Source organism: Pseudomonas sp. LBUM1647 (genome assembly GCF_059716175.1).
Genome location: NZ_CP166809.1, coordinates 2,281,882 through 2,308,400, shown reverse-complemented (window position 1 = coordinate 2,308,400; position 26,519 = coordinate 2,281,882). Strand labels below are relative to the sequence as shown.

At 59.0% G+C, this 26,519-nt stretch carries 29 protein-coding genes; 13 read left to right on the top strand and 16 right to left on the bottom strand.

Features of this window, described 5'->3' with window-relative positions:
- Positions 1–60: 60 nt before the first annotated feature.
- Complete coding sequence (locus ACA059_RS10490; RefSeq protein WP_497633721.1) at positions 61–2,214, top strand: mechanosensitive ion channel family protein; 2,154 nt, start codon at positions 61–63, stop codon at positions 2,212–2,214.
- 131 nt (positions 2,215–2,345) lie between these two features.
- Here ACA059_RS10490 and ACA059_RS10485 read toward each other — a convergent pair whose 3' ends face one another.
- The gene (locus ACA059_RS10485; RefSeq protein WP_129436966.1) at positions 2,346–4,019 is read right to left on the bottom strand and encodes a DEAD/DEAH box helicase; all 1,674 of its coding nucleotides are present in this window, start codon (positions 4,017–4,019) and stop codon (positions 2,346–2,348) included.
- 421 nt (positions 4,020–4,440) lie between these two features.
- On the opposite strand from ACA059_RS10485, the gene ACA059_RS10480 reads away from it, so the two are divergent.
- Positions 4,441–5,232, top strand: a complete 792-nt coding sequence (locus tag ACA059_RS10480) for a crotonase/enoyl-CoA hydratase family protein (protein WP_497633720.1) — start codon at positions 4,441–4,443, stop codon at positions 5,230–5,232.
- Positions 5,233–5,391: 159 nt separating this feature from the next.
- Here the strand turns inward: ACA059_RS10480 and ACA059_RS10475 are convergent, their stop codons facing one another.
- Positions 5,392–6,147: a spermidine synthase gene (locus tag ACA059_RS10475; RefSeq protein ID WP_497633719.1), complete on the bottom strand. Its 756-nt coding sequence runs from the start codon at positions 6,145–6,147 to the stop codon at positions 5,392–5,394.
- Positions 6,148–6,296: 149 nt separating this feature from the next.
- Between ACA059_RS10475 and ACA059_RS10470 the strand changes: the two genes are divergently transcribed.
- The gene (locus ACA059_RS10470) at positions 6,297–7,643 is read left to right on the top strand and encodes a class II 3-deoxy-7-phosphoheptulonate synthase (protein WP_008031425.1); all 1,347 of its coding nucleotides are present in this window, start codon (positions 6,297–6,299) and stop codon (positions 7,641–7,643) included.
- A 123-nt stretch (positions 7,644–7,766) separates the two neighbouring features.
- On the opposite strand, the gene ACA059_RS10465 is transcribed toward ACA059_RS10470, so the two are convergent.
- Together ACA059_RS10465 and ACA059_RS10460 are read right to left on the bottom strand one after the other, a co-directional pair.
- On the bottom strand, positions 7,767–8,996 hold the full coding sequence (locus tag ACA059_RS10465; protein WP_497633718.1) for a winged helix-turn-helix domain-containing protein: 1,230 nt from the start codon (positions 8,994–8,996) through the stop codon (positions 7,767–7,769).
- A gap of 64 nt (positions 8,997–9,060) precedes the next feature.
- Complete coding sequence (locus ACA059_RS10460) at positions 9,061–9,276, bottom strand: DUF1127 domain-containing protein (protein ID WP_074878333.1); 216 nt, start codon at positions 9,274–9,276, stop codon at positions 9,061–9,063.
- 95 nt (positions 9,277–9,371) lie between these two features.
- On the opposite strand from ACA059_RS10460, the gene ACA059_RS10455 reads away from it, so the two are divergent.
- Entirely contained in the window at positions 9,372–10,226 is an 855-nt protein-coding gene (locus ACA059_RS10455) for a LysR substrate-binding domain-containing protein (RefSeq protein WP_134099215.1), read from the top strand.
- Here the strand turns inward: ACA059_RS10455 and ACA059_RS10450 are convergent.
- The gene (locus ACA059_RS10450) at positions 10,216–10,965 is read right to left on the bottom strand and encodes a sulfite exporter TauE/SafE family protein (protein ID WP_436274361.1); all 750 of its coding nucleotides are present in this window, start codon (positions 10,963–10,965) and stop codon (positions 10,216–10,218) included. The genes ACA059_RS10455 and ACA059_RS10450 overlap by 11 nt on opposite strands.
- Before the next feature lie 112 nt (positions 10,966–11,077).
- Here ACA059_RS10450 and ACA059_RS10445 point away from each other — a divergent pair, with 112 nt between their 5' ends.
- The 4 genes from ACA059_RS10445 (at position 11,078) to ACA059_RS10430 (ending at position 14,380) form a co-directional block, all read left to right on the top strand.
- Positions 11,078–12,034, top strand: coding sequence for a LysR family transcriptional regulator (locus ACA059_RS10445; RefSeq protein ID WP_497633717.1), 957 nt, complete (start codon positions 11,078–11,080; stop codon positions 12,032–12,034).
- Positions 12,035–12,103: 69 nt separating this feature from the next.
- The gene (locus ACA059_RS10440) at positions 12,104–12,565 is read left to right on the top strand and encodes a MarR family winged helix-turn-helix transcriptional regulator (protein WP_497634650.1); all 462 of its coding nucleotides are present in this window, start codon (positions 12,104–12,106) and stop codon (positions 12,563–12,565) included.
- 347 nt (positions 12,566–12,912) lie between these two features.
- On the top strand, positions 12,913–13,332 hold the full coding sequence (locus tag ACA059_RS10435) for an organic hydroperoxide resistance protein (protein WP_497633716.1): 420 nt from the start codon (positions 12,913–12,915) through the stop codon (positions 13,330–13,332).
- Between the two features lie 34 nt (positions 13,333–13,366).
- Complete coding sequence (locus ACA059_RS10430) at positions 13,367–14,380, top strand: alpha/beta hydrolase (RefSeq protein WP_497633715.1); 1,014 nt, start codon at positions 13,367–13,369, stop codon at positions 14,378–14,380.
- 163 nt (positions 14,381–14,543) lie between these two features.
- On the opposite strand, the gene ACA059_RS10425 is transcribed toward ACA059_RS10430, so the two are convergent.
- Entirely contained in the window at positions 14,544–15,113 is a 570-nt protein-coding gene (locus tag ACA059_RS10425; protein ID WP_028619992.1) for an elongation factor P, read from the bottom strand.
- Between the two features lie 48 nt (positions 15,114–15,161).
- Positions 15,162–16,304 carry an elongation factor P maturation arginine rhamnosyltransferase EarP gene (gene earP, locus ACA059_RS10420; protein ID WP_497633714.1) on the bottom strand — a complete coding sequence of 381 codons (1,143 nt, stop codon included), beginning with the start codon at positions 16,302–16,304 and terminating at the stop codon, positions 15,162–15,164.
- A gap of 124 nt (positions 16,305–16,428) precedes the next feature.
- Between earP and ACA059_RS10415 the strand changes: the two genes are divergently transcribed.
- Together ACA059_RS10415 and ACA059_RS10410 are read left to right on the top strand one after the other, a co-directional pair.
- The gene (locus ACA059_RS10415) at positions 16,429–16,839 is read left to right on the top strand and encodes a hypothetical protein (protein ID WP_497633713.1); all 411 of its coding nucleotides are present in this window, start codon (positions 16,429–16,431) and stop codon (positions 16,837–16,839) included.
- A 14-nt stretch (positions 16,840–16,853) separates the two neighbouring features.
- Positions 16,854–17,336 (top strand): GreA/GreB family elongation factor, encoded by a 483-nt coding sequence (locus tag ACA059_RS10410; RefSeq protein WP_129436979.1) that lies wholly within the window; start codon positions 16,854–16,856, stop codon positions 17,334–17,336.
- A 9-nt stretch (positions 17,337–17,345) separates the two neighbouring features.
- On the opposite strand, the gene cysB is transcribed toward ACA059_RS10410, so the two are convergent.
- The 5 genes from cysB to ACA059_RS10385 all read right to left on the bottom strand — a co-directional run bounded on the left by cysB (position 17,346) and on the right by ACA059_RS10385 (position 21,463).
- Positions 17,346–18,320: an HTH-type transcriptional regulator CysB gene (gene cysB, locus ACA059_RS10405; protein ID WP_008148549.1), complete on the bottom strand. Its 975-nt coding sequence runs from the start codon at positions 18,318–18,320 to the stop codon at positions 17,346–17,348.
- A gap of 274 nt (positions 18,321–18,594) precedes the next feature.
- Positions 18,595–19,098, bottom strand: a complete 504-nt coding sequence (locus ACA059_RS10400) for a universal stress protein (protein WP_123366214.1) — start codon at positions 19,096–19,098, stop codon at positions 18,595–18,597.
- A 94-nt stretch (positions 19,099–19,192) separates the two neighbouring features.
- A complete protein-coding gene (locus ACA059_RS10395) occupies positions 19,193–20,098 on the bottom strand; it encodes a 5'-nucleotidase (protein WP_497633712.1) in 906 nt (301 codons plus the stop codon).
- 25 nt (positions 20,099–20,123) lie between these two features.
- Entirely contained in the window at positions 20,124–21,080 is a 957-nt protein-coding gene (locus ACA059_RS10390; protein ID WP_497633711.1) for a putative 2-dehydropantoate 2-reductase, read from the bottom strand.
- Complete coding sequence (locus tag ACA059_RS10385; RefSeq protein ID WP_497633710.1) at positions 21,077–21,463, bottom strand: thioredoxin family protein; 387 nt, start codon at positions 21,461–21,463, stop codon at positions 21,077–21,079. The genes ACA059_RS10390 and ACA059_RS10385 overlap by 4 nt, the downstream gene beginning before the upstream one ends.
- On the opposite strand from ACA059_RS10385, the gene ACA059_RS10380 reads away from it, so the two are divergent.
- Positions 21,462–21,905: a PilZ domain-containing protein gene (locus tag ACA059_RS10380; RefSeq protein ID WP_497633709.1), complete on the top strand. Its 444-nt coding sequence runs from the start codon at positions 21,462–21,464 to the stop codon at positions 21,903–21,905. The genes ACA059_RS10385 and ACA059_RS10380 overlap by 2 nt on opposite strands.
- 128 nt (positions 21,906–22,033) lie before the next feature.
- Complete coding sequence (locus ACA059_RS10375) at positions 22,034–23,110, top strand: 3-deoxy-7-phosphoheptulonate synthase (protein WP_149629382.1); 1,077 nt, start codon at positions 22,034–22,036, stop codon at positions 23,108–23,110.
- A gap of 71 nt (positions 23,111–23,181) precedes the next feature.
- On the opposite strand, the gene ACA059_RS10370 is transcribed toward ACA059_RS10375, so the two are convergent.
- Complete coding sequence (locus ACA059_RS10370) at positions 23,182–23,469, bottom strand: GNAT family N-acetyltransferase (RefSeq protein WP_008057026.1); 288 nt, start codon at positions 23,467–23,469, stop codon at positions 23,182–23,184.
- 641 nt (positions 23,470–24,110) lie between these two features.
- Between ACA059_RS10370 and oprI the strand changes: the two genes are divergently transcribed.
- Positions 24,111–24,362, top strand: coding sequence for an outer membrane lipoprotei OprI (gene oprI, locus ACA059_RS10365; protein WP_002553018.1), 252 nt, complete (start codon positions 24,111–24,113; stop codon positions 24,360–24,362).
- Between the two features lie 124 nt (positions 24,363–24,486).
- Here the strand turns inward: oprI and ACA059_RS10360 are convergent, their stop codons facing one another.
- The 3 genes from ACA059_RS10360 to ACA059_RS10350 all read right to left on the bottom strand — a co-directional run bounded on the left by ACA059_RS10360 (position 24,487) and on the right by ACA059_RS10350 (position 26,516).
- Positions 24,487–25,458, bottom strand: a complete 972-nt coding sequence (locus ACA059_RS10360; protein ID WP_283180932.1) for a L,D-transpeptidase family protein — start codon at positions 25,456–25,458, stop codon at positions 24,487–24,489.
- Between the two features lie 102 nt (positions 25,459–25,560).
- A complete protein-coding gene (locus ACA059_RS10355) occupies positions 25,561–25,854 on the bottom strand; it encodes a hypothetical protein (protein ID WP_003226812.1) in 294 nt (97 codons plus the stop codon).
- Positions 25,855–25,910: 56 nt separating this feature from the next.
- Positions 25,911–26,516 (bottom strand): arylesterase, encoded by a 606-nt coding sequence (locus ACA059_RS10350; RefSeq protein WP_497633708.1) that lies wholly within the window; start codon positions 26,514–26,516, stop codon positions 25,911–25,913.
- Between the last annotated feature and the right edge of the window lie 3 nt (positions 26,517–26,519).

The following is a 26,519-nucleotide window of genomic DNA, read 5'->3' as shown; positions in this document are numbered from 1 at the left end:
CATTGATTTTGACGGGCTCGTACACTCGGTCGATCCGCTCACCCCGAGGTTGACCGCCTAGTGCTCGCTCGTCTTTCTGCCCTGCCGTTTTTATTCCTTGTCTGCCTCATGACGCTGCTGCCGATGGCACCCGCCCAGGCGGTCGGCTTGCCCAGCCTGCTCAACAGCTCGGCAAAACAGCCAGAGGCGCAAGAGCCCTTGGGGCAATCCCTGGACGAAGTCATCAAGTCGCTGGAAAACGATCAGCAACGCACCAAATTGCTGGCGGATTTGAAGAAGCTGCGCGATGTCACCAAAAAGGCCCAGCCGGTCACCGAAGTAGGCGTCCTGGGATTGATCGGTGGCACCCTCGCCAGTTTCGAAAAACAGTTTTCCGGCGCGGACAGCCCTCTCACTCGCTGGTCCGAAGAGTTCAAACTGGCTGAGGATGAACTGACAGCGCTGGTGCTGCCGGCCAATGAATGGCTGCCGATCATCTTTGCCTTTGCCATGATCCTGATGCTCTGGAGTTTGCTGGCCGCCGCGCTGATCTGGGTCAGCCACCGGGTGCGGATGCGCTTCGGCCTGACCGAAGAACTGCCGCAGCACCCCAAGGCCCTGGACATGTTGCGCTTCGCCCTGCGCAAACTCGGGCCGTGGCTGATTGCTTTGGTGATGACGGTCTACATGAGCTACGCCCTGCCCTCGTCACTGGGCAAAAGCCTGGCCATGGTGCTGGCTTATGCGCTGGTGGTTGGCACCTGTTTTTCGGCGATCTGCGTGATCGCCTTTTCGGTGCTTGACGGCCCACACCGCCACCGCGCCCTGTACATCCTGCGGCATCAAGCCTTTCGGCCGCTGTGGCTGATCGGCAGTTTCGCCGCCTTCGGTGAAGCCCTGAGCGATCCGCGACTGGTCGAAAGCCTTGGCATTCATCTGGCGCACACCGCCGCGACGGTCGCCAACGTACTGGCGGCATTGTCCACGGGGCTGTTCATCCTGCGGTTCCGTCGCCCCATCGCCCACTTGATCCGCAACCAACCGCTGTCCCGACGCCTGACCCGCCGCGCCCTTAGCGACACGATCGAGATTCTCGGGACCTTCTGGTACATGCCGGCGCTGGTGCTGGTGGGTATTTCCCTGTTCGCCACGTTCGTCTCGGCCGGCGATACCAGCACTGCGCTACGCCAGTCACTGATCTGCACGGTGCTGCTGGTGTTGTGCATGGTCATCAACGGCTTGGTGCGCCGCCATTCACTCAAACCACAGCGCAGTGTGAAGCGTCATGCACTGTATTCGGATCGCCTGAAAAGCTTCTTCTACACCCTCGCCCACTTGGTGGTGTGGCTGGCGTTCATCGAACTCGGCCTGCGGGTCTGGGGCATGTCGCTGATCCGCTTCACCGAAGGCGAAGGCCATGAAGTCAGCGTCAAACTGTTCAGCCTTGGCGGCACGCTGATTTTTGCCTGGCTGATCTGGATTCTCAGCGACACCGCCGTGCACCACGCCCTCACCCGCTCGCGCAAAGGCCTGGCAAATGCCCGCGCGCAGACGATGATGCCGCTGATCCGCAACGTCTTGTTCGTGGCGATTTTCATCATTGCGCTGATCGTCGCCCTGGCGAACATGGGCATGAACGTCACGCCATTGCTGGCCGGTGCCGGCGTGATCGGTCTGGCCATCGGTTTCGGTGCACAGTCACTGGTGGCGGACCTGATCACCGGACTGTTCATCATTATCGAAGACTCGTTGGCCATCGACGACTACGTCGACGTCGGCGGCCACCTGGGCACCGTCGAAGGATTAACGATTCGCACCGTGCGCCTGCGGGACATCGACGGCATCGTCCACACCATTCCGTTCAGCGAAATCAAAAGCATCAAGAACTACTCCCGGGAATTCGGCTACGCGATTTTCCGGGTGGCGATACCTTCCAACATGGACATCGATAACGCGATCAAACTGATGCGCGACGTCGGCCAGAAGATGCGCACCGACCCACTGCAACGGCGCAATATCTGGTCGCCTCTGGAAATACAGGGTGTCGAGAGTTTCGAGTCAGGCAACGCGATTCTTCGTGCCCGGTTCAAGACCGCACCGATCAAGCAATGGGAAGTGTCCCGAGCGTTCAACCTGTCGCTCAAACGGCATCTGGACGAAGCCGGGCTCGACCTGGCGACGCCACGCATGAGCGTGCAAGTGATCACTGCGGGCGGCGGGTCGGTAACGGAGTAACCCTGCAGCAGCTGCGTTGTGGCGAGGGGATTTATCCCCTCGCCACAACGCAGCGGCTACAAACGGCAGGCAAAAAAATCCCCGAACCAGTCGGGGATTTTTTATGTTCGATCAATCAGCCCGAGAGCGGATCAATCTTCGCGATAGCGACGCAGCTTCAATTGCTTACCGGCAACGCGAGTGTCCTTCAGCTTGGTCAGCAGACGCTCCAGACCATCTTCCGGCAGCTCAACGAGGCTGAAGCTGTCACGCACCTGGATGCGACCGATTGCTTCGCGAGCCAGACCACCCTCATTGAGGATAGCGCCCAGCAGGTTCTTGGCAGCGATACCATCACGCGCACCCAGCGCGGTACGGCAACGAGCACGACCTTCGGCCAATGGAACCGGAGCACGACGCTCACGATCACCACGGTCCGGACGATCACCGGTACGCTCTGGGCGATCGCCACGCGGTGCGTTGTTCGGCACCAGTGGACGTTCTTTCTCGATTGCAGCCAGGGTCAACGCTTGAGCATTGGTTGCCTTGCGCAGCAGAGCAGCGGCCAGTGCACGCGGGGTGCAACCGATGTCGGCAGTCAGGCGATCGAGCAGATCACCGTGGGTCGATTCGGCATCAGCCACCAGCGGCGACAGGCTGTTGGTCAGTTTCTTGATGCGGGCATCGAGAACAGCCTGAGCGTCCGGCAGGCGAACTTCGGCAACTTTCTGACCGGTTACACGCTCGATCACTTGCAGCATGCGGCGCTCACGCGGAGTCACCAGCAGCAGTGCACGACCTTCGCGACCGGCACGGCCGGTACGGCCGATACGGTGAACGTAGGATTCCGGGTCGTACGGCATATCAACGTTGAACACGTGAGTGATGCGCGGAACGTCCAGACCACGAGCAGCAACGTCGGTCGCCACAACGATGTCCAGACGACCATCCTTGAGGGATTCGATCACGCGCTCACGCTGGTTCTGAGCAATGTCACCGTTCAGCGCAGCGGCTTTGTAGCCTTTGGCTTCCAGAGCACTGGCCAGGTCCAGGGTCGCTTGCTTGGTGCGCACGAACATGATCAGGGCATCGAAGTCTTCAACTTCCAGCAGGCTCAATACAGCCGAGGTCTTCTGGTCAGCGTGAACCAACAGGTGAGCCTGTTCGATCGCGGTAACGGTCTGAGTCTTGGTCTGGATCTTCACGTGTTGCGGATCGCGCAGATGGCGCTCGGCAATGGCACGGATCGACTGCGGCAAGGTGGCCGAGAACAATACGGTCTGACGGGTTGGAGGCAAGGCCTTGAAGATAACTTCGAGGTCGTCCATGAAACCCAGTTTGAGCATTTCGTCAGCTTCGTCGAGAACCAGGTGGTTCACGGTCGACAGCACTTTTTCGTCACGACGCAGGTGGTCGCACAGACGGCCCGGAGTGGCGACAACGATCTGTGCGCCATTACGGATTGCTTTCAGTTGTGGACCCATAGGGGCGCCGCCGTAAACGGCCACAACGGTAACGCCCGGCATTTGCTTGGCGTAGGTTTCGAAAGCGGTTGCTACTTGCAGCGCCAACTCACGGGTTGGCGCCAGGATCAGGGCTTGCGGCTCGCGCTTAGCAGGATCGATGCGATGCAGGATCGGCAGGGCGAACGCAGCGGTTTTACCCGTACCGGTTTGCGCCTGACCAATCATGTCGTGACCGGCCATGATGATCGGGATCGATTGATGCTGAATAGCCGAAGGCTCTTCGTAGCCAGTCGCGATGACGGCTGCAAGAATATTCGGATTAAGATTAAAAGCGGCGAAGCCGCCGGTTTCCTGGGTCATGGGTCTGCCTCTAAGTGCATCCGCAAAGACCCATGCTCCAAAGCTGCGCATGCCGTGTAAGACTCAAGAGTCGCCCTGGCTGCTTTGTCGGCGGGGATTTGCGAAAACGAATGAATGAAAAAGATTCGTCAAGGGAGAGTCCGCTGTGCGGACGTGCAGCCGAAGCTGACTTCGGGAAATTGCGCTACCTAAACGCGGCCCGGTTAAAGGCCGGCGCGCACTATACCGGAATTCGCTCAAAAAGGGAGCTTTATTTGTCGGAAAACTGCCGTGTACAGCGTTCTGTCACACGCTTTGCGGATAATCGGGCAACGGTCTATTTTTCCAAGGCCCAGCCCTGCTGACGATCGCGCTAAAACGGTTCACCCTTGTGACGCAGACCTGCCGTCTGACACCCCCTTCCCGCCCGAGGAAAAGCACCATGAATCAGCCCTGCTCCAGTCGTGTGAGCCGTGAACGGCACGGTCATGTCCTGATGATCGGCCTGGATCGGGTGGCCAAACGCAACGCCTTCGATCTCGACCTGCTCAATGAACTGAGCCTGGCCTATGGCGAGTTCGAGGCCGACAGCGAGGCACGGGTGGCGGTGGTGTTCGGACATGGTGAGCATTTCACCGCAGGGCTGGATCTGGTCAGTGCCAGCGCGGCACTGGCCGAAGGCTGGCAAGCGCCGCCCGGCGGCTGTGATCCGTGGGGTGTGTTCGCCGGGCCCAGGGTCAGCAAACCGGTGATTGTCGCCGCGCAAGGCTACTGCCTGACCATCGGTATCGAATTGATGCTGGCCGCCGATATCAACCTGTGCGCCAGCAACACCCGCTTCGCCCAGAAAGAGGTGCAACGCGGGATCTTCCCGTTCGGCGGCGCCACGTTGCGCCTGCATCAGGTCGCCGGCTGGGGCAACGCCATGCGCTGGTTGCTGACCGGCGATGAATTCGACGCCCATGACGCGTTGCACCTGGGATTGGTGCAGGAAGTCATGGCGAGCGAGGATTTGCTGCCGAGGGCGATGGAGTTGGCTGAGAGGATTGCCCGGCAGGCGCCGCTTGGGGTTCAGGCGACGTTGATGTCTGCAAGACAGGCGCGTTATGAAGGGGAAACAGCGGCGGCGCAGGGATTGCCACCGCTGGTGAAGAAGTTGCTGGCCAGCGAGGATGCCAAGGAAGGCGTGCGGTCGATGATCGAGAAGCGGCCCGGCGTCTTCAAAGGCTGCTGACTGCCCACCTGTGGCGAGGGGATTTATCCCCGTTCGGCTGCGCAGCAGTCGTAAAATCAGGCTGATGCGGTTTAGCAGTTACCGCCGGGTTGAATGGTTTTGGGGCTGCTTCGCAGCCCAACGGGGATAAATCCCCTCGCCACAGGTGACCTCATCGCATCAGGTCGCCGGGCGGATTGCCTTGATCAATGACTGCAACGAATACCCCAAACGCGGCGCCAGCCCTTCGGCGCGGGCGGTCAAGCCGTCCATGTCCAGTTCCTGATCCAGCTCCGAAGGCACGAGCAGAATCACATTGCCCTCCTTCACCGGCAGTTCCCAGTAATGCCGGTGATAGAGCCCGCGAAACAATGCGGCGCCCAATGGTTTGCCATCATCGGTGGCCCACTGATTGATCACCAGCCAACCACCCGGATTCAGGCGTTTCTGACAGTTTTCCAGGAAATTCCACGCCAGATGCCCGACACCCGGCCCGACATCGGTATAGAGGTCGACGAAAATCAGATCCGCCGGCTCAGCGGTATCGAGTAGTTCCAGCGCATCGCCCACCCGGATGTACAGCCGCGGATCGTCATCCAGCCCAAGGTATTCAATGGCCAGGCGCGGTACGTCGGGGCGCAGCTCGATGGCTTCGACGTCTTCCAGCGGCAGGAACTTGAGGCAGGCCTGGGTCAGGGTGCCGGCACCGAGGCCGAGGAACAGCGCGCTTTCCGGCTGCTCGTGGCACAACGCGCCAATCAGCATCGCCCGGGTGTAATCGTATTCGAGCCAGCTCGGGTCAGCCGTGAACACGCAGCTCTGTTCGATGGCATCACCGAACTCGAGAAAACGGTAATCAGCCACTTCCAGCACGCGAATCACGCCGAACTCATCCTGTACCTCGGCGAGCAGATGCTCGACGCGCTCCTCAGTCATTTCGTCTCCTGATCGTCGCCGTGCCCGGCAACGTACTAAAACCGCGGAGTGGCGCGGCAAAAGCGCGATTGTCCGTGAAGCGACGGGAACAGGTCACGCACTAATTGCTGATAACATGACAGTCCGAGCGTAAAACACTAGAGAACGTGATGAGCCAACCCTGGAGCCCTGACAGCTGGCGCGCCCTGCCGATCCAGCAACAACCCCATTACCCCGACGCAGCGCATTTGCTGCACGTCGAGCAAACGCTGGCCAGTTATCCGCCGCTGGTGTTTGCCGGTGAAGCCCGGGAGTTGCGCCGTCAGTTTGCCGAAGTGACCCAGGGCCGCGCGTTTCTGCTGCAGGGCGGCGATTGTGCCGAAAGCTTCGCCGAGTTCTCCGCCGCGAAAATCCGCGACACCTTTAAAGTCCTGTTGCAAATGGCGATCGTCATGACCTTCGCCGCCGGTTGCCCGGTGGTCAAGGTCGGGCGCATGGCCGGGCAATTCGCCAAGCCACGTTCGGCCAACGACGAAACCATCGACGGCGTGACCCTGCCGGCCTACCGTGGCGACATCGTCAACGGCATCGGCTTCGACGAAAAAAGTCGCGTGCCGGACCCGGAGCGCTTGCTCCAGTCCTACCACCAGTCCACCGCGACCCTGAACCTGCTACGCGCCTTCGCCCAGGGCGGTTTTGCCGACCTGCATCAGGTGCACAAGTGGAACCTGGACTTCATCGCCAACTCGGCGCTGGCCGAGAAGTACAGCCACCTGGCCGATCGCATCGATGAAACCCTGGCGTTCATGCGCGCCTGCGGCATGGACAGCTCGCCGCAACTGCGCGAAACCAGTTTCTTCACCGCCCACGAAGCGCTCCTGCTGAACTACGAAGAAGCCTTCGTGCGTCGCGACAGCCTGACCAACGATTATTACGATTGCTCGGCGCACATGCTGTGGATCGGCGACCGCACCCGTCAGCTCGACGGCGCTCACGTCGAGTTCCTGCGTGGCGTGAACAATCCGATCGGGGTCAAAGTCGGCCCAAGCATGAACCCCGAAGACCTGATTCGCCTGATCGATGTGCTCAACCCGGATAACGATCCGGGCCGTCTGAACCTGATTGCGCGGATGGGTGCGAACAAGGTCGGCGATCACCTGCCGCAACTGATCCGTGCCGTGCAACGCGAAGGCAAGCAAGTGCTGTGGAGTTCCGACCCGATGCACGGCAACACCATCAAGGCCAGCAGCGGCTACAAGACCCGCGACTTTGCGCAGATCCTTGGCGAAGTGAAGCAGTTCTTCCAGGTTCATGAAGCGGAAGGCACGTATGCCGGCGGCATCCACATCGAGATGACCGGGCAGAATGTCACCGAATGCATTGGTGGTGCGCGGCCGATTACGGAAGACGGGTTGTCGGATCGGTATCACACCCATTGCGACCCGCGGATGAATGCTGATCAGTCGCTGGAGTTGGCGTTTTTGATTGCTGAAACCCTGAAGCAAGTCCGGCGCTGAGTGTAGGAGCTGCCGCAGGCTGCGATCTTTTGATCTTGATCTTGTTTTGATTCCAGACCGCCAAAAGATCGCAGCCTTCGGCAGCTCCTACAAGGGAGACTGCCTGCTCGCGAAGGCGTCCGCTCAGTCACCGCCAATCTGTGCCAATGCCACCCTCAACCGCGCCGCACTCGCCCGCGGACAATTCAACTGAACCCGCTCAAGCCCCAGCCAATCCGCCATTCGCCGCAGATTGACCGCCAACGCCAGCATTCCCTCGTCATCCAGCCCCGGTTCTTCCTCATGCACAGCGTGCACCGCCAGCCTGCCCAACGCCCGCTCGGCGCGCAGATCCACCCGAGCGGCAATCCGTTCATTGTGCAAAAACGGCAACACGTAGTAGCCGTAGACCCGCTTGTCCTGCGGCGTATAGATCTCCAGCCGATAGCGAAAATCGAACAGGCGCTCGGTGCGACTGCGCTCCCAGATCAGTGAGTCGAAGGGTGAAAGCAAGGCGCTGGTTTCGACCTTGCGCGGCATTTTCGGCTCAGGCAGACAATAGGCCGGTTGCCGCCAGCCCTGGACTTTACAGCTCAGCAATTCACCCGCCTCCACCAGTTCCGCCAGGCGCGGACGGGCATCACCGGGACTCAAGCGAAAGTAATCCCGCAGGTCTTTTTCTGTTCCGACGCCCAACGCTGTCGCGGCATGCAGCAACAGGCCGCGTTGGGCCTCGGCCTCACTCAGCAGCGGCTGCGCAAGAATCGCCGAAGGAATCACCCGCTCCGGCAGATCATAAAGCCGCTCGAACCCGCGCCGCCCGGCCACGGTCACTTCACCGGCGGCGAACAACCATTCCAGCGCATGCTTTTCCGCGCTCCAGTCCCACCAGGGCCCTGCCCGTTCCTGACGGGTCGACAGGCTTCCGGCACCCAGCGCGCCCAGCTCCTGAACAGAGGCCAGCACCCGGCGGATCGTGTCCTGCTGCTCACGCCCGAAACGTGCCAGTTGCTGATAGATATCTTCGCCACGGGTCGCGCGCAGCATGCGCCAGCGCATCAACGGGTACATCGACAAGGGCAGCAACGAGGCTTCATGCCCCCAATATTCGAAGAGCGTGCGCCGCCGGCCCGAACTCCAGGCAGCCTGGTCGAGCAAGTCGGATGAGTAATTGCCGAGGCGGGAAAACAAGGGAAGGTAGTGCGAACGCACCAACGCATTGACCGAATCGATCTGCAGAATGCCCAGCCGTTCAATCAGCCGATTGAGCTGAACCGGTTTGATCGCGGCTGGCGGCTGGCGCCCGTTGAACCCTTGGGCGGCCAGCGCCAGACGCCGAGCCTGTTTGATGGAAAAGGACAGTGTTGCGCGCATGAGCATCTCCTTGTCTGCTCGCAACCTACCTCACCGGGAGACGGTTTGTGTAGTTGTGTATGACTCATTTGTGCATCGGGTCATCCCAGAATGGGCGGATGGCCTCGTGCTCGACATCCGCACGACTGAGCCCGATATCCTTCAACGCTTCATCACTCATGCCCGCCAACATTTCACGTTCACGGTGCAGTTCGTACCAGCGATTGAATTTGTGCAGCAAATCGGAGATCAGGTGCACCGAGTGTTTTTCTACGTCGACATAACCTTTTTGACCTTTCATCTTGTTACCCTCCGTTTGGATGGCTCAAGTGTCGCGCCGGGGCTAAGATCAATCCAACGAATGTTTCTGATGTAACACATCTCGGAGATTGATGAATGTCTGCCTACCCGAGTATCGACACCGAAGTGCTGCGCACCTTTGTCGCCATTGCCGACCAGGGCGGTTTTACCCGGGCCGGCGAGTTGGTCAACCGCACTCAGTCCGCCGTGAGCATGCAGATGAAGCGGCTGGAAGAGGATGTGGTGCAGCGTCAATTGTTCCAGCGCGACGGACGGCAGGTGCGGCTGACGGCGGAGGGCCAGGTGTTGCTCGGCTATGCCCGGCGCATCCTCAAGCTGCACAGTGAGGTGTTCAATACCTTGCGCGAGCCGCACATGGTCGGCATGGTGCGCATCGGAACGCCGGACGATTACGTGATGCGTTTTTTGCCGGGGATTCTGCGGCGATTTGCCCAGACGTATCCGCTGATCCAGATCGAGGTGCACTGCGAATCATCAAAACAATTGCTGTTGCGCCAGGACCTGGACTTGACCATCGTCACCCGCGAACCGGGCAACGAGATCGGCCAATTATTGCGCAAGGAGCATTTTGTCTGGGCCGAGGCACAATGCTTCAGCGCCCATGAGCAAACACCGCTGCCACTGGCGATGTTCAACAGTGATTGTTTCTGCCGCTTATGGGCCTGCAATGCGCTGGACGCCATGGGTCGCGATTACCGCGTGGCGTACAACAGCGACAGCCTGTCGGCGATCATGGCGGTTGTCAGCGCCGGACTGGCCGTCACCGCGCAACTCGAAAGCCTGATCACGCCCGACATGCGCATACTCGGTGAAGCCGAAGACCTGCCGATTCTGCCCGAGGCCAGCATCATGTTGGTGCGCAACCTGCACAACCCTTCGCCGATCACTGAGTGCCTGGCCGAACACATCGTCGAAGGCTTCAAACTTTAAGGGCGAGCATCACCGCGCAGAACACCAGGAACCCACAGAACAACCCGCGCAACAGTCGCTCTGGCAGTGCGTGGGCGATCCTCACGCCCCAGCTGATGCTCATCAGACCACCGACCGCCAAGGGCAGACCGATCATCCAGTCCACCTGATGGTGCACCGCGTAAGTCACCAGCGTGACACCCGTGCTCGGCAACGCCAGCGCCAGCGACAAACCCTGCGCAACTACCTGACTGGTGCCGAACAGGCTGGTCAGCACCGGCGTTGCCACCACCGCCCCACCCACGCCAAATAACCCGCCCATGGTGCCGGAGGCGGCGCCGAGCACGCCCAGCCATGGCCATGAGTAATTCATCTGCGCAGACGCCGGCGCGTTGGCAGCGAACATTCGCACCAGGTTGTAGGCCGACAGGGCAATCAGGAACGCGACAAATCCGACGCGCATGGTTTGCGCATCAATACCCACCGCCCAGATCGAGCCGATCCAGGCAAAACAGAACCCCATCGAAGCCAATGGCAGCGCGTGACGTAATTCAATGCGATTACGCTGGTGATAACGCCACAGCGCCAGCATCACGTTGGGCACCACCATCACCAGCGCCGTGCCTTGGGCAATCTGCTGATCGAGGCCGAACAACACGCCCAGCAGCGGAATCGCGATCAAACCACCACCAATGCCGAATAACCCACCGAGAGTTCCCAGGGCGGCGCCAAACACCAGGTACATCAAAAACTCAATCACAGGCGATTTTCCCTTCACGTCAGGCTATTCATCCTACGCAGTCGGCGCTGGCGGGGAAACGCACAGCAACGCACAATGGCTGTGCCAACTTCGCACAAGCGCAGACGACACCATGAACCCCAATCAATTGACCGAACAACTGGGTCTGTTCCTCGACGTGCTGGAAACCGGCAGTTTTTCCGCCGCGTCCCGCCGCCACCCGCTGACCCCTTCGGCAGTGGCGCGGCGCATCGACAGCCTGGAAAACGCCGTCGGCAGTCAGTTGTTCATTCGCAGCACCCACGCAGTGCGCGCTACGCCGGCGGGTTTGGCGTTTGCCGAGCGCGCGCGGCGGATCGTTGCTGAACTGAGGCTGGCTCGGGCTGAGGCGGTATCCTTGAGCAGCGCACCTGAAGGCTTGATTCGGATCGATGCACCGGCAGCATTCGGACGGCGACATCTGGCACCGGTGATTGCCGATTTTCTGATGCTCTACCCCGGCCTCGACGTGCAACTGCACCTGATCGACAGCTTCGTCGACATGCAGGGTTTAAATCTGGGCAAAGTCGATCTGGTGCTGCGCGCCGGGCAAATGGCCGATACCCGGCTGGTGGCCACGCCGCTGGCGAGCATGGTGCGCATCGCCTGTGCCAGCCCCGAGTATTTGCAACGGCGTGGTGTGCCGACCGATCCGGTGCAGCTGATTGAGCATGATGGGCTCGACTGGGATGGCTTGGCTCCGCCGTTCGCCTGGCGTTTCGAGCGGGACGGGCAGATGCACTTGCACCGCCCTGCGCGCATCCGCATGAGTGCCAACAACGCCGAGGCTTTAGTCTGCGGCGCATTGGCCGGGCTGGGTATCGCACACTTGCCAACCTGGTTGACCAGCGAATACCTGTTACGCGGTGAACTGCTTCCGCTGTTCTGCGAACACGGCCTGCCACCACCGGAAACGACCGGCATTTATGCCTTGCGTCTTGAGCAACAACCCAATCCCCGCAGCCGCTTGTTGCTGGAATACCTGAAAACCCGCTTCAGCCCGATCCCGCCGTGGGATCTGGCCCTGCAAAGTACCCTCGACCGGCACTAGGCTAGAATTGTCTGGTGCATTAAAGATTCGCCCGCTAGATTTATGACGATCACTGATCAAGGCTTCGAAATGACCACCGAGCGCAACACCCCGGATAACTACGAAGAGCTGCTGCTGGACAACCAGATCTGCTTCGCCCTGCATTCCACTTCGCTGCTGATGACCAAGGTCTATAAGCCGCTCTTGCAAGCGCTGGGCCTGACTTATCCGCAATACTTGGCGATGATGGTGTTGTGGCAAAAGGATGGATTGACCGTGGGCGAAATCAGCACGCAACTGCTGACCGATCCTGGCTCAATGACCCCGCTGCTGAAACGCCTGGAAGTCGAAGGCCTGCTCAGTCGCACCCGCAGTCGGGAAGACGAACGGGTGGTGATTGTCGAGCTGACCGAAAAAGGTCGTGCGCTGCGGGACAAAGCCCGTGACATTCCGCAGTGCATACTCGCCGCCAGCGGTCAGACGCTGGAGCATCTGCAGAAGCTGCAAAACGAACTTCAAGAGCTGCGCAGCAATCTGCAAGACAGCCTCTGATCTCCGAACCATCACAAATCCCCTGTGGGAGCGAGCTTGCTCGCGATTGCAGTGCGACATTCAGCAATGATGTTAGCTGACACACCGCCATCGCGAGCAAGCTCGCTCCCACATTGGTTTTGTGGTGTCCCTCCCACCTCGCCCCCACCCCGTCAAAAAAATCCTCCTCTGAAAATCCTGCCGCGACCGCTCTAACTCAGCACATCCAATCAGCGTCCAGCTCTCAAATAACAACCTCTTCGAAATTTATATTGCGCGCTAAATATTAACGAGCTACATTTATTCCGCACTTACTTAGCGCGCAAACATTTAGCGCAAAATACCCAAACCCGAATGAGGCTCACACCATGCAAACTCTCTACACCGCTATCGCAACTTCCACCGGCGGCCGTGACGGTCGTGCGGTTTCCAGCGACAACATCCTCGACGTCAAACTCGCCACGCCGAAGGAACTCGGTGGTGCCGGCGGTGCAGCGACCAACCCTGAGCAACTGTTCGCCGCCGGTTACTCCGCCTGTTTCATCGGCGCACTGAAATTCGTCGCCAGTCAGACCAAACGCAAAATCCCGGATGACGCTTCGATCACCGCCCATGTCGGCATCGGCCAGATCCCTGGCGGTTTCGGCCTCGACATCGACCTGCACATCAGCTTGCCGGATCTTGAACAAGCCGATGCACAAAGCCTGGTCGACGCTGCACACCAGGTCTGCCCGTACTCCAACGCCACCCGTGGCAACGTCGATGTGCGCCTGCACGTTACCGTCTAACCGCTGATTCCCAGGCCCGAACCAGGAAACGAACATGCGTACTTTCAGTAAAGTCTTGACCGGTACCCTTCTCGCTTTGTCCATTAACATCGCGTTTGCAGGTGAGGGTGTTGAACACAACACCCAGGCGTTCCTCGACGTTCTGAATGCCGGCACCGGCAAACCGATGGAACAACTCACGCCTAACGAAGCCCGCGCCGTGCTGGTCGGCGCGCAGGCCGGGGTGAAACTGACGCTGCCAAAAGCCGATGTCAGCGAGAAAACCATTCAAGTCGACGGCCAACCGCTCAACCTGACCATCGTCCGGCCGGCCGGGGTCAAAGGTCCGCTGCCAGTGTTCATGTTCTTTCACGGCGGTGGCTGGGTGCTGGGGGATTTCCCGACCCATGAACGTCTGGTTCGGGACTTGGTTACCGGTTCGGGGGCGGCAGCGGTGTTCGTCAATTACACCCCGTCACCGGAAGCGCATTACCCGGTGGCGATCAACCAGGCTTACGCCGCAACCAAATGGGTGGCCGAACACGGTAAAGAGATCAACGTCGACGGCAAACGTCTGGCCGTGGCCGGCAACAGCGTCGGCGGCAACATGGCGGCCGTGGTTGCGCTGATGGCCAAAGACAAGGGCACGCCGGCGATCAGGTTCCAGGTGCTGCTGTGGCCGGTGACTGACGCCAGCTTCGAAACGGCGTCCTACAACCAGTTTGCCGAGGGACACTTCCTCACCAAAAACATGATGAAGTGGTTCTGGGACAACTACACCACCGACGCCAAACAGCGTAACGAGATCTACGCCTCGCCGCTGCGGGCGACCACTGCGCAACTCAAGGGCCTGCCACCTGCCTTGGTGCAGACCGCTGGCGCCGACGTGTTGCGCGATGAAGGCGAAGCCTACGCCCGCAAACTCGACGAAGCTGGGGTGCCGGTCACCGCAGTGCGCTACAACGGCATGATCCACGACTATGGTTTGCTTAACGTGGTGAGCCAGGTGCCTGCGGTGCGCTCGGCGATGTTGCAAGCCTCTGAAGAGCTGAAGCAACACCTGAAATAAAGCAAAAGATCGCAGCCTCGTTTCACTCGACAGCTCCTACATGGGTTTTGTATTCCCCTGTAGGAGCTGTCGAGTGAAACGAGGCTGCGATCTTTTGATCTTAATCTTCGGCCACAAAAAAGCCCGACTCAATGGTCGGGCTTTTTCATTCCTGAAGCAGTGCTTATTTAGCACGGCCTTTGTAGGAACCGCCTTCGCGGGTATCGATCTCGATCTTGTCACCGATTTCGATGAAGTCAGCAACTTGCAGCTCAGTACCGTTGCTCAGCTTGGCAGGCTTCATCACCTTGCCGGAAGTGTCGCCGCGAGCCGAACCTTCGGTGTAGTCAACTACGCGCACGATGGTGGTCGGCAGTTCTACGGAAACCAGACGCTCTTCGAAGAAGATCGCTTCGCAAACATCGGTCATGCCTTCTTCAACGAAAGGCAGAACGGCTTCGATGTCTTCAGCGTTCAGCTCGTACATGGTGTAGTCGGTGGTGTCCATGAACGTGTAGGTGTCGCCGCTGATGAAGGACAGGGTCGCTTCTTTGCGGTCGAGGATTACGTCGTCCAGTTTGTCGTCGGCGCTGTAAACGATCTCGGTCTTGTAACCGGTCAGCAGGTTTTTCAGCTTGGTCTTCATGATCGCGCTGTTACGACCAGACTTGGTGAATTCAGCTTTCTGAACCAGCCAAGGATCGTTTTCGAGACGGATCACGGTACCGGGTTTCAGTTCTTTACCAGTTTTCATTGCGAATATCCGAATTTGGATGGGATTTACAAAAATCTAGGCCGCGTATCATATCCAATTTACATAAAACTGTACCAGCGCTGCGGCAAGATCTGCCTGCAAAGCCTGTTCCAGACACCACGCTTCGGCGTGTTTTTGCAGTTCTGGCCAGTGTTTTCGGGTCGATTGCCAGTGCCCGGTCATATTGTCACCCGCATTCCACGCCCGCCAAAGACCGCTGATCGCCTCGCGGGCAGGCTCGGACAGGCTTTTTGTGTACAGAGCGAGGAAGGCGTCGAGCTTGTCCAGATGGATGTCTTCGTCCTGCTGATAGATGTGCCAGAGCAGTGGCCGGCCCGCCCATTGGGCGCGGACAAAGGAATCTTCGCCGCGCACGGCATTGAAATCGCAGCACCACAGCAACAGGTCATATTGATCCTGTCGGACGAACGGCAGCACTTGCACGGTCAATTCACCGCGCACATGCAGTGCGCCGGCAGCTAGACCGTCCACACCGAGCCAACGTTCGACATCCCCAAGAATCCGACCTTCGGGCACCAGCAGATGAGTGGGCGTCGAGTCGGCAGCCATTGCATCGAGCCAGCTGGTCAGCCCATTATTTTCGTAGGCAAATAGCGAGATCAACTGCGCACCTTGCGCACGATCAATCCCTAAGCCTTGCAAGAATTCTCGCTGGGCTTCGGGGTTTTGCTGAAACTGCTGACGACGCTCAAGCAATCCGCTTTCACGCAGCAAGCCACCGGTGCCCTTCTGAAACCCAGGGAAGAAAAAGAATTTTTGTACGCTCTTATATTTCACCGACGGCAAGCCGTGGCAGCCGACGATCCAGTCCTCGGCACTCAGATAGTCGAGATTCATCCACAGCGGCGGTTTTTCCCGCTCGGCCATGGCCTCCATGTAAGCGCTCGGCAATTGGCAGGCGAACGCGGCGATCACCACATCAGCGGCTTCAGTGGGCTGCCAGTCGGCCGTCCACTGACGCACTTCGACGCCCTGCTGCCATTGCTGTGAGGCGTTTATGTCAACTTCAGGGCACAAGCGTTCGAAGGCCCGCAGATCATCGACCCACAAACGCACCATCACCGAGTGTTCGGCCACCAGTTGTCTGGCCAGACGCCAGGTCACGCCGATGTCACCAAAGTTGTCGACCACCGCACAGAAAATATCCCAGCGGGCTTTCATTTCAGGCATTCCAGGCTTCCGTTGGCAAAGGCACCGATTGTCCTCATAAATTACCCCGTGCAGAAGAGCCGACGGCGATTAATCTTCATGCGACAATCGCCACTCGCCCGCGACCACCCGCCAGGAGGCAGCCATGCCCTACCGTCCCAACCCGCGCCGCCCGTTGCCGATCCAGCTCAACGCCTTGCAACTGACCGGCAGCATTGCCCTGGGTGTGTGGCTGGGGTTTATCGCGATCGCGCTGACGTGCTGGCTCGCCTCCCGACTGTTGTTCAGCGAACAGCTGGCGCCCGTGGCTGAAGCCGTGCAGCAACTGGCCAAGCCACCGGTGGTGGTGCAACCGGCACCGGATATTCCACCGCAGAGTCCGTTGTTCGAACAGTACGAAGAGAACCTGCGCAAGAACGAGCAGCAGCAAAGGCTTGATCAGGCGCGCAGCAACAACCGCAATTTATCGAACCCCAAATGCCAGTTCTGGTTGCAACAGGACAAGACTGCACCAAGCGAAAAAAGCCGCGCCAACGTCCAGCAATTCTGCGATTGATCAAGAAGCTCTCTATGCACAAGCCGACCGTCCACCAACTGATTCTCGACAAGCTGCGGATCGACCTCGACATAGCCGAGCGTGCCGCTCAAACCGCTTACGAAACCGCGACCCACGAAGAAAACATCGCTGAGAACAAGTACGACACGCTGGGTCTGGAGGCGTCTTATCTGGCAGCCGGGCAAGCCAAACGAGTGGAAGAAATCAGGCAGTCACTGACGCTTTGCCAGAACCTGACGCTGCGGCCTTACGACGATCAACGCGGTATCGAAGTCGGTGCCCTGCTCGGTCTGGAAGATGAAAAGGGTCGTGAGCAATGGTTGTTTCTGGCCCCCGACGCAGCGGGTTTGAAGGTCGACGTGGTGGGGCAATGGATTACCGTCATCACCCCTCGCTCACCGCTGGGCAAGAGTCTGCTGGGCAAGTTCGAAGGGGACGAGGTGGAGATTCTGGTGGCGGGCGCTCGGCAACAGTTTTCTGTTACCGAGGTGGTCTAACGCGGGAGATCAATGCACCGGCAGTTCGACGCCGTCGAACAGCTCTTCCAGTTCCTGCTTGTTGTGGCACTGGATGGCCTTGGCCATGACTTCGCGGGTCAGGTGCGGGGCGAACTTCTCGATGAAGTCGCACATGAAGCCACGCAGGAAGGTGCCGCGACGGAAACCGATTTTAGTAATGCTGGATTCGAACAAATCGCTGGCATCAAGCATGACCAGGTCGCTATCGAGTTTGGCATCGACCGCCATTTTCGCCACGATACCCACGCCCAGACCCAGGCGAACGTAAGTCTTGATCACGTCGGCGTCGGCGGCGGTAAACACCACTTTCGGCGTCAGGCCGCGATGACTGAAAGCTTCGTCGAGTTTCGAGCGACCGGTGAAACCGAATACGTACGTCACGATCGGGTATTCGGCCAGGGCTTCGAGGGTCAGCTTCGATAGCTTGGTCAGCGGGTGGCCCTGAGGCACGACCACGCAGCGGTTCCAGCGATAGCACGGCATCATCACAAGATCACCGAACAGCTCCAGCGCTTCGGTGGCGATGGCGAAATCGACGGTGCCGTCAGCGGCCATTTCAGCGATCTGCATCGGCGAACCCTGGTGCATATGCAGGGCAACGTCCGGGTACTGCTTGATGAAATTGCTGATCACCGGTGGCAACGCATAACGCGCCTGGGTGTGCGTGGTGGCGATCGACAGGGTGCCTTTCTTCTCGTTGGAGAATTCCTGGGCGATCTGCTTGATGCTTTCAACCTTGCGCAGGATCTCGCCGGCGGTGGTGATAATGCGCTCGCCGGCCGGGGTGACGCGGGTCAGGTGCTTGCCGCTGCGAGCGAAAACCTCAACCCCCAATTCGTCTTCCAGCAGACGGATCTGCTTACTGATGCCCGGTTGCGACGTGTAAAGGCTTTGGGCTGTAGCGGAAACGTTGAGGTCGTGGTGCGCCACTTCCCAGATGTAGCGCAATTGTTGAAGCTTCATATGAATCCCTCAAAGCAGGTAGACGCCACGGGCATCAGCGACGGTATATAACTATATTAATGGTTTGAAGAATAAATCTAGAACTTTTTTATCAAACTGCCACTATTCGTGTTCTGGTGTCCTGCCTCGTGAATACGTTCCTCTTTTGACGAGTGGCTGTTGCTGCCAGGCAAGGCGCCGCGACGAGTCATAGCCCGCTATGGCGAGGAGCGGCAACGCAGCATGGCAGAAACAGACGCCGTTAAAAGAGGAACAGTATTTGCGAGGCAGGACACTACCGATCCCCTTGGCGACGACGTTCCACCAGCGGCACCAGATAGACCGGTACCCGAGACAGTTGCAGCACCCGCGCTGCAGTCCGGCCCAAAGGCGTTTCCGCGCCAGCACCATGGCTATGACTACCTACGATCAACAAATCCACGGAGAGTTTCTGCGCCTGGTCGAGAATCACCTGTGACGGATCGCCCTGAAGCACCCGCACTGCTTTGATCCGCTCCAGGTCCTGCGACCCTTCATCCCCCAATTCTTCACGAAAGCTGTCGAGTACCCGCTGCTCGATGTTGGCAATCACCGTGTTCAAGCCTTGGCTGTGAAACTCGTTCAACGACTGCTCATCGAGGTAACTCTGAAGCACCGACTCGGCAAACAGCCCCATCGGTTCAACGGCATGCACCACGTAGAGATCGGCATTGAATGTGCGCGCCAGCGCCAAGGCATGCTGCATTACCAAAGGTGCGTACAGGCCGAGGTCAGTGGCGTACAGCATCGAATGAATCATATGACCTCCTCGAGTGCCAACATGGCGGAGATTGATTCAGCTTAGCAGTGCCTTGGCGAGTACGACGTCCCGCGTAACGCGTTGAACCGTGGGCTTAAACCTTTAGCTCGTTGCTTATGCCATGCGGCACGTGGCCGGTGGCGACCACCTCGCGGGCCAACTCGCAATGACCAGCCTGATCGTCGAAAAACACGTCAGCAGCAAAGGCTTCGAGAAACGCCGACTTGGTCAGGCCGCCGAGAAACAGCGACTCGTCCAGACGAATGTCCCATTCGCGCAAGGTCCGGATCACTCGCTCGTGGGCGGGCGCCGACCGCGCCGTCACCAAGGCGGTGCGAATCGGACAAGCGTCTTCCGGGAATTCTCGTTGCAACAGATTGAGGGCGGCGAGGAAACCATTGAACGGCCCACCACGCAAAGGCTCGCGGGCGGCTTCACGCTCGCTGGCCTGAAACGCTTCCAGACCACCGGACTGATAAACGCGCTCCGATTCGTCGGAAAACAGCACCGCGTCACCATCGAAAGCAATGCGCAGTTCATCACTGGCTGCACGGCTGGCGCCACCCGACAGAATGGTCGCCGCAGCGAACCCGGCATCCAGTGCACTGCGCACGTCTTCGGCATGCGTCGAGAGAAACAGGTCGCAGCCAAACGCCTTGAGGTACGGATAAGGACTGCGTCCGCCGACAAACGCCGCACGGGAAATCGCCAGGCCATAGTGGTGGATCGAATTGAAAACCCGCAGGCCGGTGTCGGCACTGTTGCGCGACACCAGGATCACCTCGACCCGGGCGCGGCCGAGGCTGGTGTTCAAGTTGAGGAGTTTTTGTACCAACGGGAATGCATCACCGGGCTCGAGGATTTCGTCTTCGTGTTCGATCTGATATTGCCGATAGGCCTCGACACCGCTCGACAGATAGACCTTGTGGCTTTCGCTCAGATCGAACAGCGCACGCGAAGAAATCGCCAGCACCAGTTTGTCGTCGATAGTTTTTGCCATGCCCTTCCCCCTCAGGATGATCGACTCAGGTGTTACGTCGATCGACAAAACTCAAACTGCGATACAAGGCTTCGATTCGCGGCAACTCGCACCCTGCGGCCTTGGCTGCCGCCAGTGGCCGGGCGTAAATCGCGTCCAGCTCAAGCGGTCGTTTTTGCAGAAAATCGTGGTACATGCTCGGCCAATAGTCCGGCATTTTCTCGGTCACCATGAACAGATGATCGGCATAACCGGCCGGTACGTCGTGACCGCAGGCGATTGCTCCCTGAACCACTTCCGCCATCAGAGCCTTGATCAGTTCCCGACTGTCGGCATCGGCCATCAACGGCGTTGTGCTTGCCCCGAGCAGAACCGACAGACCGTTGTAGGGGATATTCCAGACCAGTTTTTGCCAGCGCGCCTGATGCAGGTTCGCCATGGCTTGGGAATCGATGCCGGCGGTGCGAAACAGCCCGGCGCCCTCCTCGACAATCGCCATGCGCGCCTGCTCATCAGCTGCAGGGCCACTGTGATAGCCAACATTCACCGCGCCGAGCGCCTGATGGGTGATGACGCCTGGTCCGTCGCGATGAACGCAGATATAGCAGAGCCCACCGAGCACGTGCAGCGAATCAGGGAGCAACGCTCGCAGACTGTCTTCAACGTCCAGGCCATTTTGCATCAGCAGCACTTTCGCACCGGACGCAGCCGCTTGAATGATCGCTGGCGCCAGCTGCGCGTTACTGGTGGTTTTCGCGCCCACCAGCAACCAGTCACAGGGCGGCATGTCTTCGGCCGTCGAATATGCCTGAACCGGATTCAACGTCAGCGCTCCATGCACCGCACTGTCGAGCTTCAACCCGCGTTCGGCCACCGCCGAAAACTCACTGCGCAACAGAAAATGCACATCGAAGCCGGCACGCGCCAGCATCAACCCGTAGAAACCGCCGATCGCGCCGGTTCCGATAATACCGATTGTCGGTTTGGTCACTGCCCCCATCATGGCAACTCCTCTGCAATTCGACTCAACGCCTGACCCAAAGCTTCATTGAGCTCGGTGCGGGTCAGGCGCGATTTTAGTGCCCCGAAGAATTCACCGTCGCGCACCACAAACAGCGCCGGCAAATAAAAAACCTGATAACGCTCGACCACCCCGCCATTGTTCCCGGCATCAATCCAGCACAGCCGATCGACGTCCAGATCGAGTCGTGGCAATTGCTCACGGGCAAAACGGCAACTGGCGCAGCCGACGCTGGTGAAAATGACCAGCGACACACCGCTCATCGCCAGCAGCCGTTGGTCGGCGTCGAAATCAGTCAGTTCCAATTCGACCACTATACTGGGTGGAACAATGTCAGATGGCCGACACATGGAGTCCGTGTTCATGGGACGTTTTATTCCTCACCCTGACGATGTGCCCGTTGAATTAACGTTGCTCAAACCTGAGTGTATTTCACGGCAACAGCTGCACACTATCAGCCTCGGGGGCATGGCTTGCAATTATCACCGGGCGTGGCGCCACGGTACGGCGCTGGAAGTTCGCATGCCGACCTTGAACCCCGACATGCGTTTTCTGGGCTATGTCGCCTGGTGCCTGCGACGCAAGCGCGGCTATCTGGTAGGCATTGCCTTTGTTGACGAACAGATGATGTTCAGTGCCCGGATGGGCGAGCAGGTGTGCCAGATCGAACGTTACTGCCGCCTGCATGACGCGCATGACGATCTGCAGGAAACTCAGGCCCTGGCCCTCGAATGGGTCCAGGAGCATGCCGACGAGTTCTCTCACGACACGGTTCGCAGGGCATTTGCGCAGGTTGTGCTGGATTAAACCGGTGTCTGCCCATTGTCGAGCCACGGTGTAACGCGCTAAGGTTCTGCTCCCCGACGCGCTTAATTTGCTGTGCTCCGCCGCGCGGGTTCGCTGGCGGCCGGCACCCGTGACCTGACGAGTAAACGATGGCTGATTTACCGATCAACGACCTAAACGTCGCCTCCAACGAGACGCTGATCACTCCCGATCAGCTCAAGCGTGATATCCCTTTGAGCGACGCTGCCCTGCGCACTGTCACCAAAGGCCGCGAAGTCATTCGCAACATTCTTGATGGCACCGACCACCGCCTGTTTGTTGTCATCGGGCCTTGCTCGATCCACGACATCAAGGCTGCCCACGAATACGCCGAGCGCCTGAAGGCGCTTGCGGCAGAAGTGTCCGATACCCTGTATCTGGTCATGCGCGTGTATTTCGAGAAGCCACGCACCACCGTCGGCTGGAAAGGCTTGATCAACGATCCGTACCTGGACGACTCCTTCAAGATTCAGGACGGTCTGCACATCGGTCGTAAATTGTTGCTGGACCTGGCCGAGATGGGCCTGCCGACCGCAACTGAAGCCCTCGACCCGATCTCCCCGCAGTACTTGCAGGACCTGATCAGCTGGTCGGCCATTGGTGCGCGCACCACCGAATCCCAGACTCACCGTGAAATGGCCTCCGGCCTGTCCTCGGCAGTCGGCTTCAAGAACGGCACCGACGGCGGCTTGACGGTCGCTATCAACGCCCTGCAATCGGTTTCCAGCCCTCACCGCTTCCTGGGCATCAACCAGGAAGGTGGCGTGTCGATCGTCACCACCAAGGGCAATGCCTATGGTCACGTGGTACTGCGCGGTGGCAACGGCAAGCCGAACTACGATTCGGTCAGCGTCGCGCTCTGCGAGCAAGCGCTGAACAAAGCGAAGATCAAGCCGAACATCATGGTCGATTGCAGCCACGCCAACTCCAACAAGGACCCGGCCTTGCAACCGCTGGTGATGGAGAACGTCGCCAACCAGATCCTCGAAGGCAACCAGTCGATCATCGGCCTGATGGTCGAAAGTCACCTGAACTGGGGCTGCCAGGCGATCCCGAAAGACCTCGCCGACCTGCAATACGGCGTGTCGATCACCGATGCCTGCATCGACTGGTCCGCCACCGAAAACACCTTGCGCAGCATGCATGCCAAGCTCAAGGACGTACTGCCGAAACGCGATCGCAGCTGATCACTTTTCGCCGCACAAAAAAACGCCGGGCTGGACCCGGCGTTTTTTTATGCGTTCGATTCTGTGAAAGGTTACTGGCTCAGCTTGGCTGCATGCCGCTGGTGGCGCTCCATGTAGCGTTCCACGTAGGAACACGATGGAATGACGGTGTAACCCATTTCTTCAGCGTACTCCAACGCCTTCTCGGTCAAGGCTGCCGCAATGCCGCGACCACGCAGCGCGTTGGGCACAAAGGTGCGATAGATATCCAGGGTCTGTTTCCCCAGATCCATATAGGTCAGGTAGGCACGATGACCGTCCACATTGGTCTCGAACTGATGACCAGCCTGGTCATGGTGGATGGACAACGCCTCGCTCATCACTACTCCTCGCGGGTCTGGAATTCTGACCCCTACCTTACCGATGTTTTTCCGGCGAAGGAACATCTACGCCACCCCGTGCCTGAATGGACACCGAGAAGAACTGCACCAATCTCGCGCAACCGAGCACGTATCAAATAGTAGGCACCATTAGGCAAAAATGCTCAAGGTACGCTCGTCATCACGCTGGTGGCGGGGGTGCTGCTCCGGGTTACGCAGAGACGGCTCGACCAAGATATCTTAAGGCCGACAGCCTGAACATTGCCGGATGTTGAGACTTAAGACGAGCGCCCTTTGTTAAAGTCACCTGAACATGGAGAAAGATATGAGAGGCGCCACGCAAAATCCGAACAAAAGTGTGGACGAATCCATCTAGACAGACTTTAGCCAAGACTCGGAAAAGAGCTGTGAGCGCGCGGAACTTTTCCTTCGGCGGCTCGCTCAGCTCGGGCCTCCCAGCTGGATATTTTTTAAACAATGCAGTTAAAAGTTGCTCGAAAAAGAATCAACGCCTACAATTTTTTTGGCTTCCTGCTTTACGTCAGTTTACTTACGACAAGTAATGGGTAGTATGTACGCCGGCTATTTCCTCACTCTGAGGAGACAGCTAACTTAATAGAAAGTCCTTGAAGGGGAACACGATGAACAACGTTCTGAAATTCTCTGCTCTGGCTCTGGCCGCAGTTCTGGCTACCGGTTGCAGCAGCGTATCGAAAGAAACCGAAGCACGTCTGACCGCTACTGAAGACGCAGCAGCTCGCTCCCAGGCTCGTGCAGACGAAGCTTACCGTAAAGCTGATGAAGCTCTGGCTGCTGCTCAAAAAGCACAACAGACTGCTGACGAAGCTAACGAGCGTGCTCTGCGCATGCTGGACAAAGCTAGCCGCAAGTAATAATCCTTCGGGATTGTTATCAAGCCGACCCATATTTTGGGTCGGCTTTTTTATTGCCCGCCATTTCCTACCGGCAATAAAAAACCCGCCGACGCGGTCAGCATCGGCGGGTTCCTTTCAAGCATTACTGCAACGGGTCGATCGGCGCACTCGTCACCATCGGCGCCGAGGAATTCGGCACTCCGATTTCCACCGGCAGACCATCTTCGGCGGCAACCACGTCGCGGACCACGTCCCAGTTCATGCGCAGGTTGTTGGTGATGTCCTCACGCTTGAGCATCGCGTTGATCACCGCGGTGTGTTTGTCGACCACAGAAGGGTTGCCTTTGTCGTCCAGCGGAGTGTGCGCTTCCAGATACACCTTGCCGCCACTGACACCGAACTTGTACGGGTCGCTGATAATGCGCACCGACGTGCCTACCGGCACCATGCCCGCCATTTCCAGCACGTTGTTATTGAACATGCGGAAGCAACCATGACTGGTGCGCATGCCGATGCCGAACTTCTTGTTCGAACCGTGGATCAGGTAGCCCGGCGTGCCCAGCGTGAACTTGAACGGCCCCAGCGGGTTGTCCGGGCCGGCCGGCACCACGTTCGGCAGCGGATCGCCATCGGCGGCGTGCTCGGCCTTGATCGACGCTGGAGGGGTCCAGGTCGGGTTCGGCGTCTTGGCGGTGATGCTGGTATGGGCAATCGGCGAGCCCCAGCCTTCACGGCCGATACCCAGCGGGAAGGTGTACACCACGTTCCGGCCTTTCGGGAAGTAATAGAGGCGGTACTCGGCCAGGTTGATGACGATGCCTTCACGCGGGCCTGGTGGCAGGATGAAACGCGTCGGCAGCACCACTTCGGTGCCAGCGCCCGGCAGCCATGGATCGACGCCAGGGTTGGCCGCGACCATTTCCGAATAACCCAGATCGTAGGTGGTGCCAAGGTCGGCGAAGGTATCTTCGTACTTGGCCTTGATCACCTGGACCTGACCGATGATGTCTTCACCGGGCGGTGGCAGGGGCAGCTCCAATGCTGCTACGGGACCCGCCACACAGAGGGCGGCGAGAGACAGGTAGCGGGTGACGGCAGGAAAGCGCGGCAACATCCGGAAAATCCTTCGCATGATCGACAAGGGTATAAAAACGGGATTGTACACCGGCATCTGGAAAATCGGGGAGTTGACCGATAGCAAGCAATCTATCGAGATCTAAAGCTCGAAACGCAGTTCCGGCCAGATCGGCGATGTGCCGCGTTTTTGCGATTCCAGAATGGCCCGGCACAGCGAGCACAGGCGCTGGTCCTGGAACACTCGGCGGTCGACGCTCGACCAGCGCGGTTGGGCTGGCAGCAGGCTGCCACACAAGGTCCGGTCCGCCGAGCCGCCCAGCTCCAGCTGACGGGTCACCAGATGTACCCGCACTTCCTGGCAGGCGAACAGATCCAGCTGTTCGTCAGGCTCGATCAGTTGGTAGGCAAAAAGGGACCAGGCAGGACGTGGCATCGGGGGCTCCAAATCGGGGGCGCCACCTTAGCCGAAACACCGCCACTAGAAAAGCGTCAAAGCAGCGGTTTCAGCGTCGGCCAGACATTTTCCAGCAACTTGCCCTGAGCCCCGACAGTCGGGTGCAAGCCGTCGGCTTGCATCAAGTCCGGATGACCGCCCACGCCTTCGAGAAAAAACGGCACCAGCGGGATCTTTTTCTCGTTGGCCAGCGTGCTGAAGACCTTCGCGAAGGCCTCGGTATAACGAACGCCGTAGTTGGGTGGCAATTGCATGCCGAGCAGCAGCACCTTGGCGCCACTGGCGCGGGAGCTGTCGATCATTGCTGCAAGGTTTTGTTGCAATTGCGTTGGGAGCAATCCACGCAGGCCATCGTTGCCGCCCAACTCGAGGATTACCAACTCCGGCTTATGCTCTGCAAGCAGCGCGGGCAGGCGCGCCTGGCCTCCGGCACTGGTGTCGCCGCTGATGGACGCGTTGACCACCTTATCGTCGAAACCTTCGCGCTTGAGCCGTTGCTCAAGCAGGGTGACCCATCCCAACTGGGTATCCAGCCCGAAACCCGCGCTGATACTATCGCCAACGATCAGGACTGTACCCGCCGCTGCGTTCTGGGCCATGCACATCAAGGCCAGGCCAGCACTCAAAAACCACACACGCATCGG

Bases quoted from the DNA above. Each gene is read 5' to 3' on its own strand.
- ACA059_RS10485 (WP_129436966.1), bottom strand. From the start codon at position 4,019: ATGACCCAGGAAACCGGCGGCTTCGCCGCTTTTAATCTTAATCCGAAT.
- ACA059_RS10480 (WP_497633720.1), top strand. From the start codon at position 4,441: ATGAATCAGCCCTGCTCCAGTCGTGTGAGCCGTGAACGGCACGGTCAT.
- ACA059_RS10475 (WP_497633719.1), bottom strand. From the start codon at position 6,147: ATGACTGAGGAGCGCGTCGAGCATCTGCTCGCCGAGGTACAGGATGAG.
- ACA059_RS10470 (WP_008031425.1), top strand. From the start codon at position 6,297: ATGAGCCAACCCTGGAGCCCTGACAGCTGGCGCGCCCTGCCGATCCAG.
- ACA059_RS10465 (WP_497633718.1), bottom strand. From the start codon at position 8,996: ATGCGCGCAACACTGTCCTTTTCCATCAAACAGGCTCGGCGTCTGGCG.
- ACA059_RS10460 (WP_074878333.1), bottom strand. From the start codon at position 9,276: ATGAAAGGTCAAAAAGGTTATGTCGACGTAGAAAAACACTCGGTGCAC.
- ACA059_RS10455 (WP_134099215.1), top strand. From the start codon at position 9,372: ATGTCTGCCTACCCGAGTATCGACACCGAAGTGCTGCGCACCTTTGTC.
- ACA059_RS10445 (WP_497633717.1), top strand. From the start codon at position 11,078: ATGAACCCCAATCAATTGACCGAACAACTGGGTCTGTTCCTCGACGTG.
- ACA059_RS10440 (WP_497634650.1), top strand. From the start codon at position 12,104: ATGACCACCGAGCGCAACACCCCGGATAACTACGAAGAGCTGCTGCTG.
- ACA059_RS10435 (WP_497633716.1), top strand. From the start codon at position 12,913: ATGCAAACTCTCTACACCGCTATCGCAACTTCCACCGGCGGCCGTGAC.
- ACA059_RS10430 (WP_497633715.1), top strand. From the start codon at position 13,367: ATGCGTACTTTCAGTAAAGTCTTGACCGGTACCCTTCTCGCTTTGTCC.
- ACA059_RS10425 (WP_028619992.1), bottom strand. From the start codon at position 15,113: ATGAAAACTGGTAAAGAACTGAAACCCGGTACCGTGATCCGTCTCGAA.
- earP (WP_497633714.1), bottom strand. From the start codon at position 16,304: ATGCCTGAAATGAAAGCCCGCTGGGATATTTTCTGTGCGGTGGTCGAC.
- ACA059_RS10415 (WP_497633713.1), top strand. From the start codon at position 16,429: ATGCCCTACCGTCCCAACCCGCGCCGCCCGTTGCCGATCCAGCTCAAC.
- ACA059_RS10410 (WP_129436979.1), top strand. From the start codon at position 16,854: ATGCACAAGCCGACCGTCCACCAACTGATTCTCGACAAGCTGCGGATC.
- cysB (WP_008148549.1), bottom strand. From the start codon at position 18,320: ATGAAGCTTCAACAATTGCGCTACATCTGGGAAGTGGCGCACCACGAC.
- ACA059_RS10400 (WP_123366214.1), bottom strand. From the start codon at position 19,098: ATGATTCATTCGATGCTGTACGCCACTGACCTCGGCCTGTACGCACCT.
- ACA059_RS10395 (WP_497633712.1), bottom strand. From the start codon at position 20,098: ATGGCAAAAACTATCGACGACAAACTGGTGCTGGCGATTTCTTCGCGT.
- ACA059_RS10390 (WP_497633711.1), bottom strand. From the start codon at position 21,080: ATGATGGGGGCAGTGACCAAACCGACAATCGGTATTATCGGAACCGGC.
- ACA059_RS10380 (WP_497633709.1), top strand. From the start codon at position 21,462: ATGGGACGTTTTATTCCTCACCCTGACGATGTGCCCGTTGAATTAACG.
- ACA059_RS10385 (WP_497633710.1), bottom strand. From the start codon at position 21,463: ATGAACACGGACTCCATGTGTCGGCCATCTGACATTGTTCCACCCAGT.
- ACA059_RS10375 (WP_149629382.1), top strand. From the start codon at position 22,034: ATGGCTGATTTACCGATCAACGACCTAAACGTCGCCTCCAACGAGACG.
- ACA059_RS10370 (WP_008057026.1), bottom strand. From the start codon at position 23,469: ATGAGCGAGGCGTTGTCCATCCACCATGACCAGGCTGGTCATCAGTTC.
- oprI (WP_002553018.1), top strand. From the start codon at position 24,111: ATGAACAACGTTCTGAAATTCTCTGCTCTGGCTCTGGCCGCAGTTCTG.
- ACA059_RS10360 (WP_283180932.1), bottom strand. From the start codon at position 25,458: ATGTTGCCGCGCTTTCCTGCCGTCACCCGCTACCTGTCTCTCGCCGCC.
- ACA059_RS10355 (WP_003226812.1), bottom strand. From the start codon at position 25,854: ATGCCACGTCCTGCCTGGTCCCTTTTTGCCTACCAACTGATCGAGCCT.
- ACA059_RS10350 (WP_497633708.1), bottom strand. From the start codon at position 26,516: ATGCGTGTGTGGTTTTTGAGTGCTGGCCTGGCCTTGATGTGCATGGCC.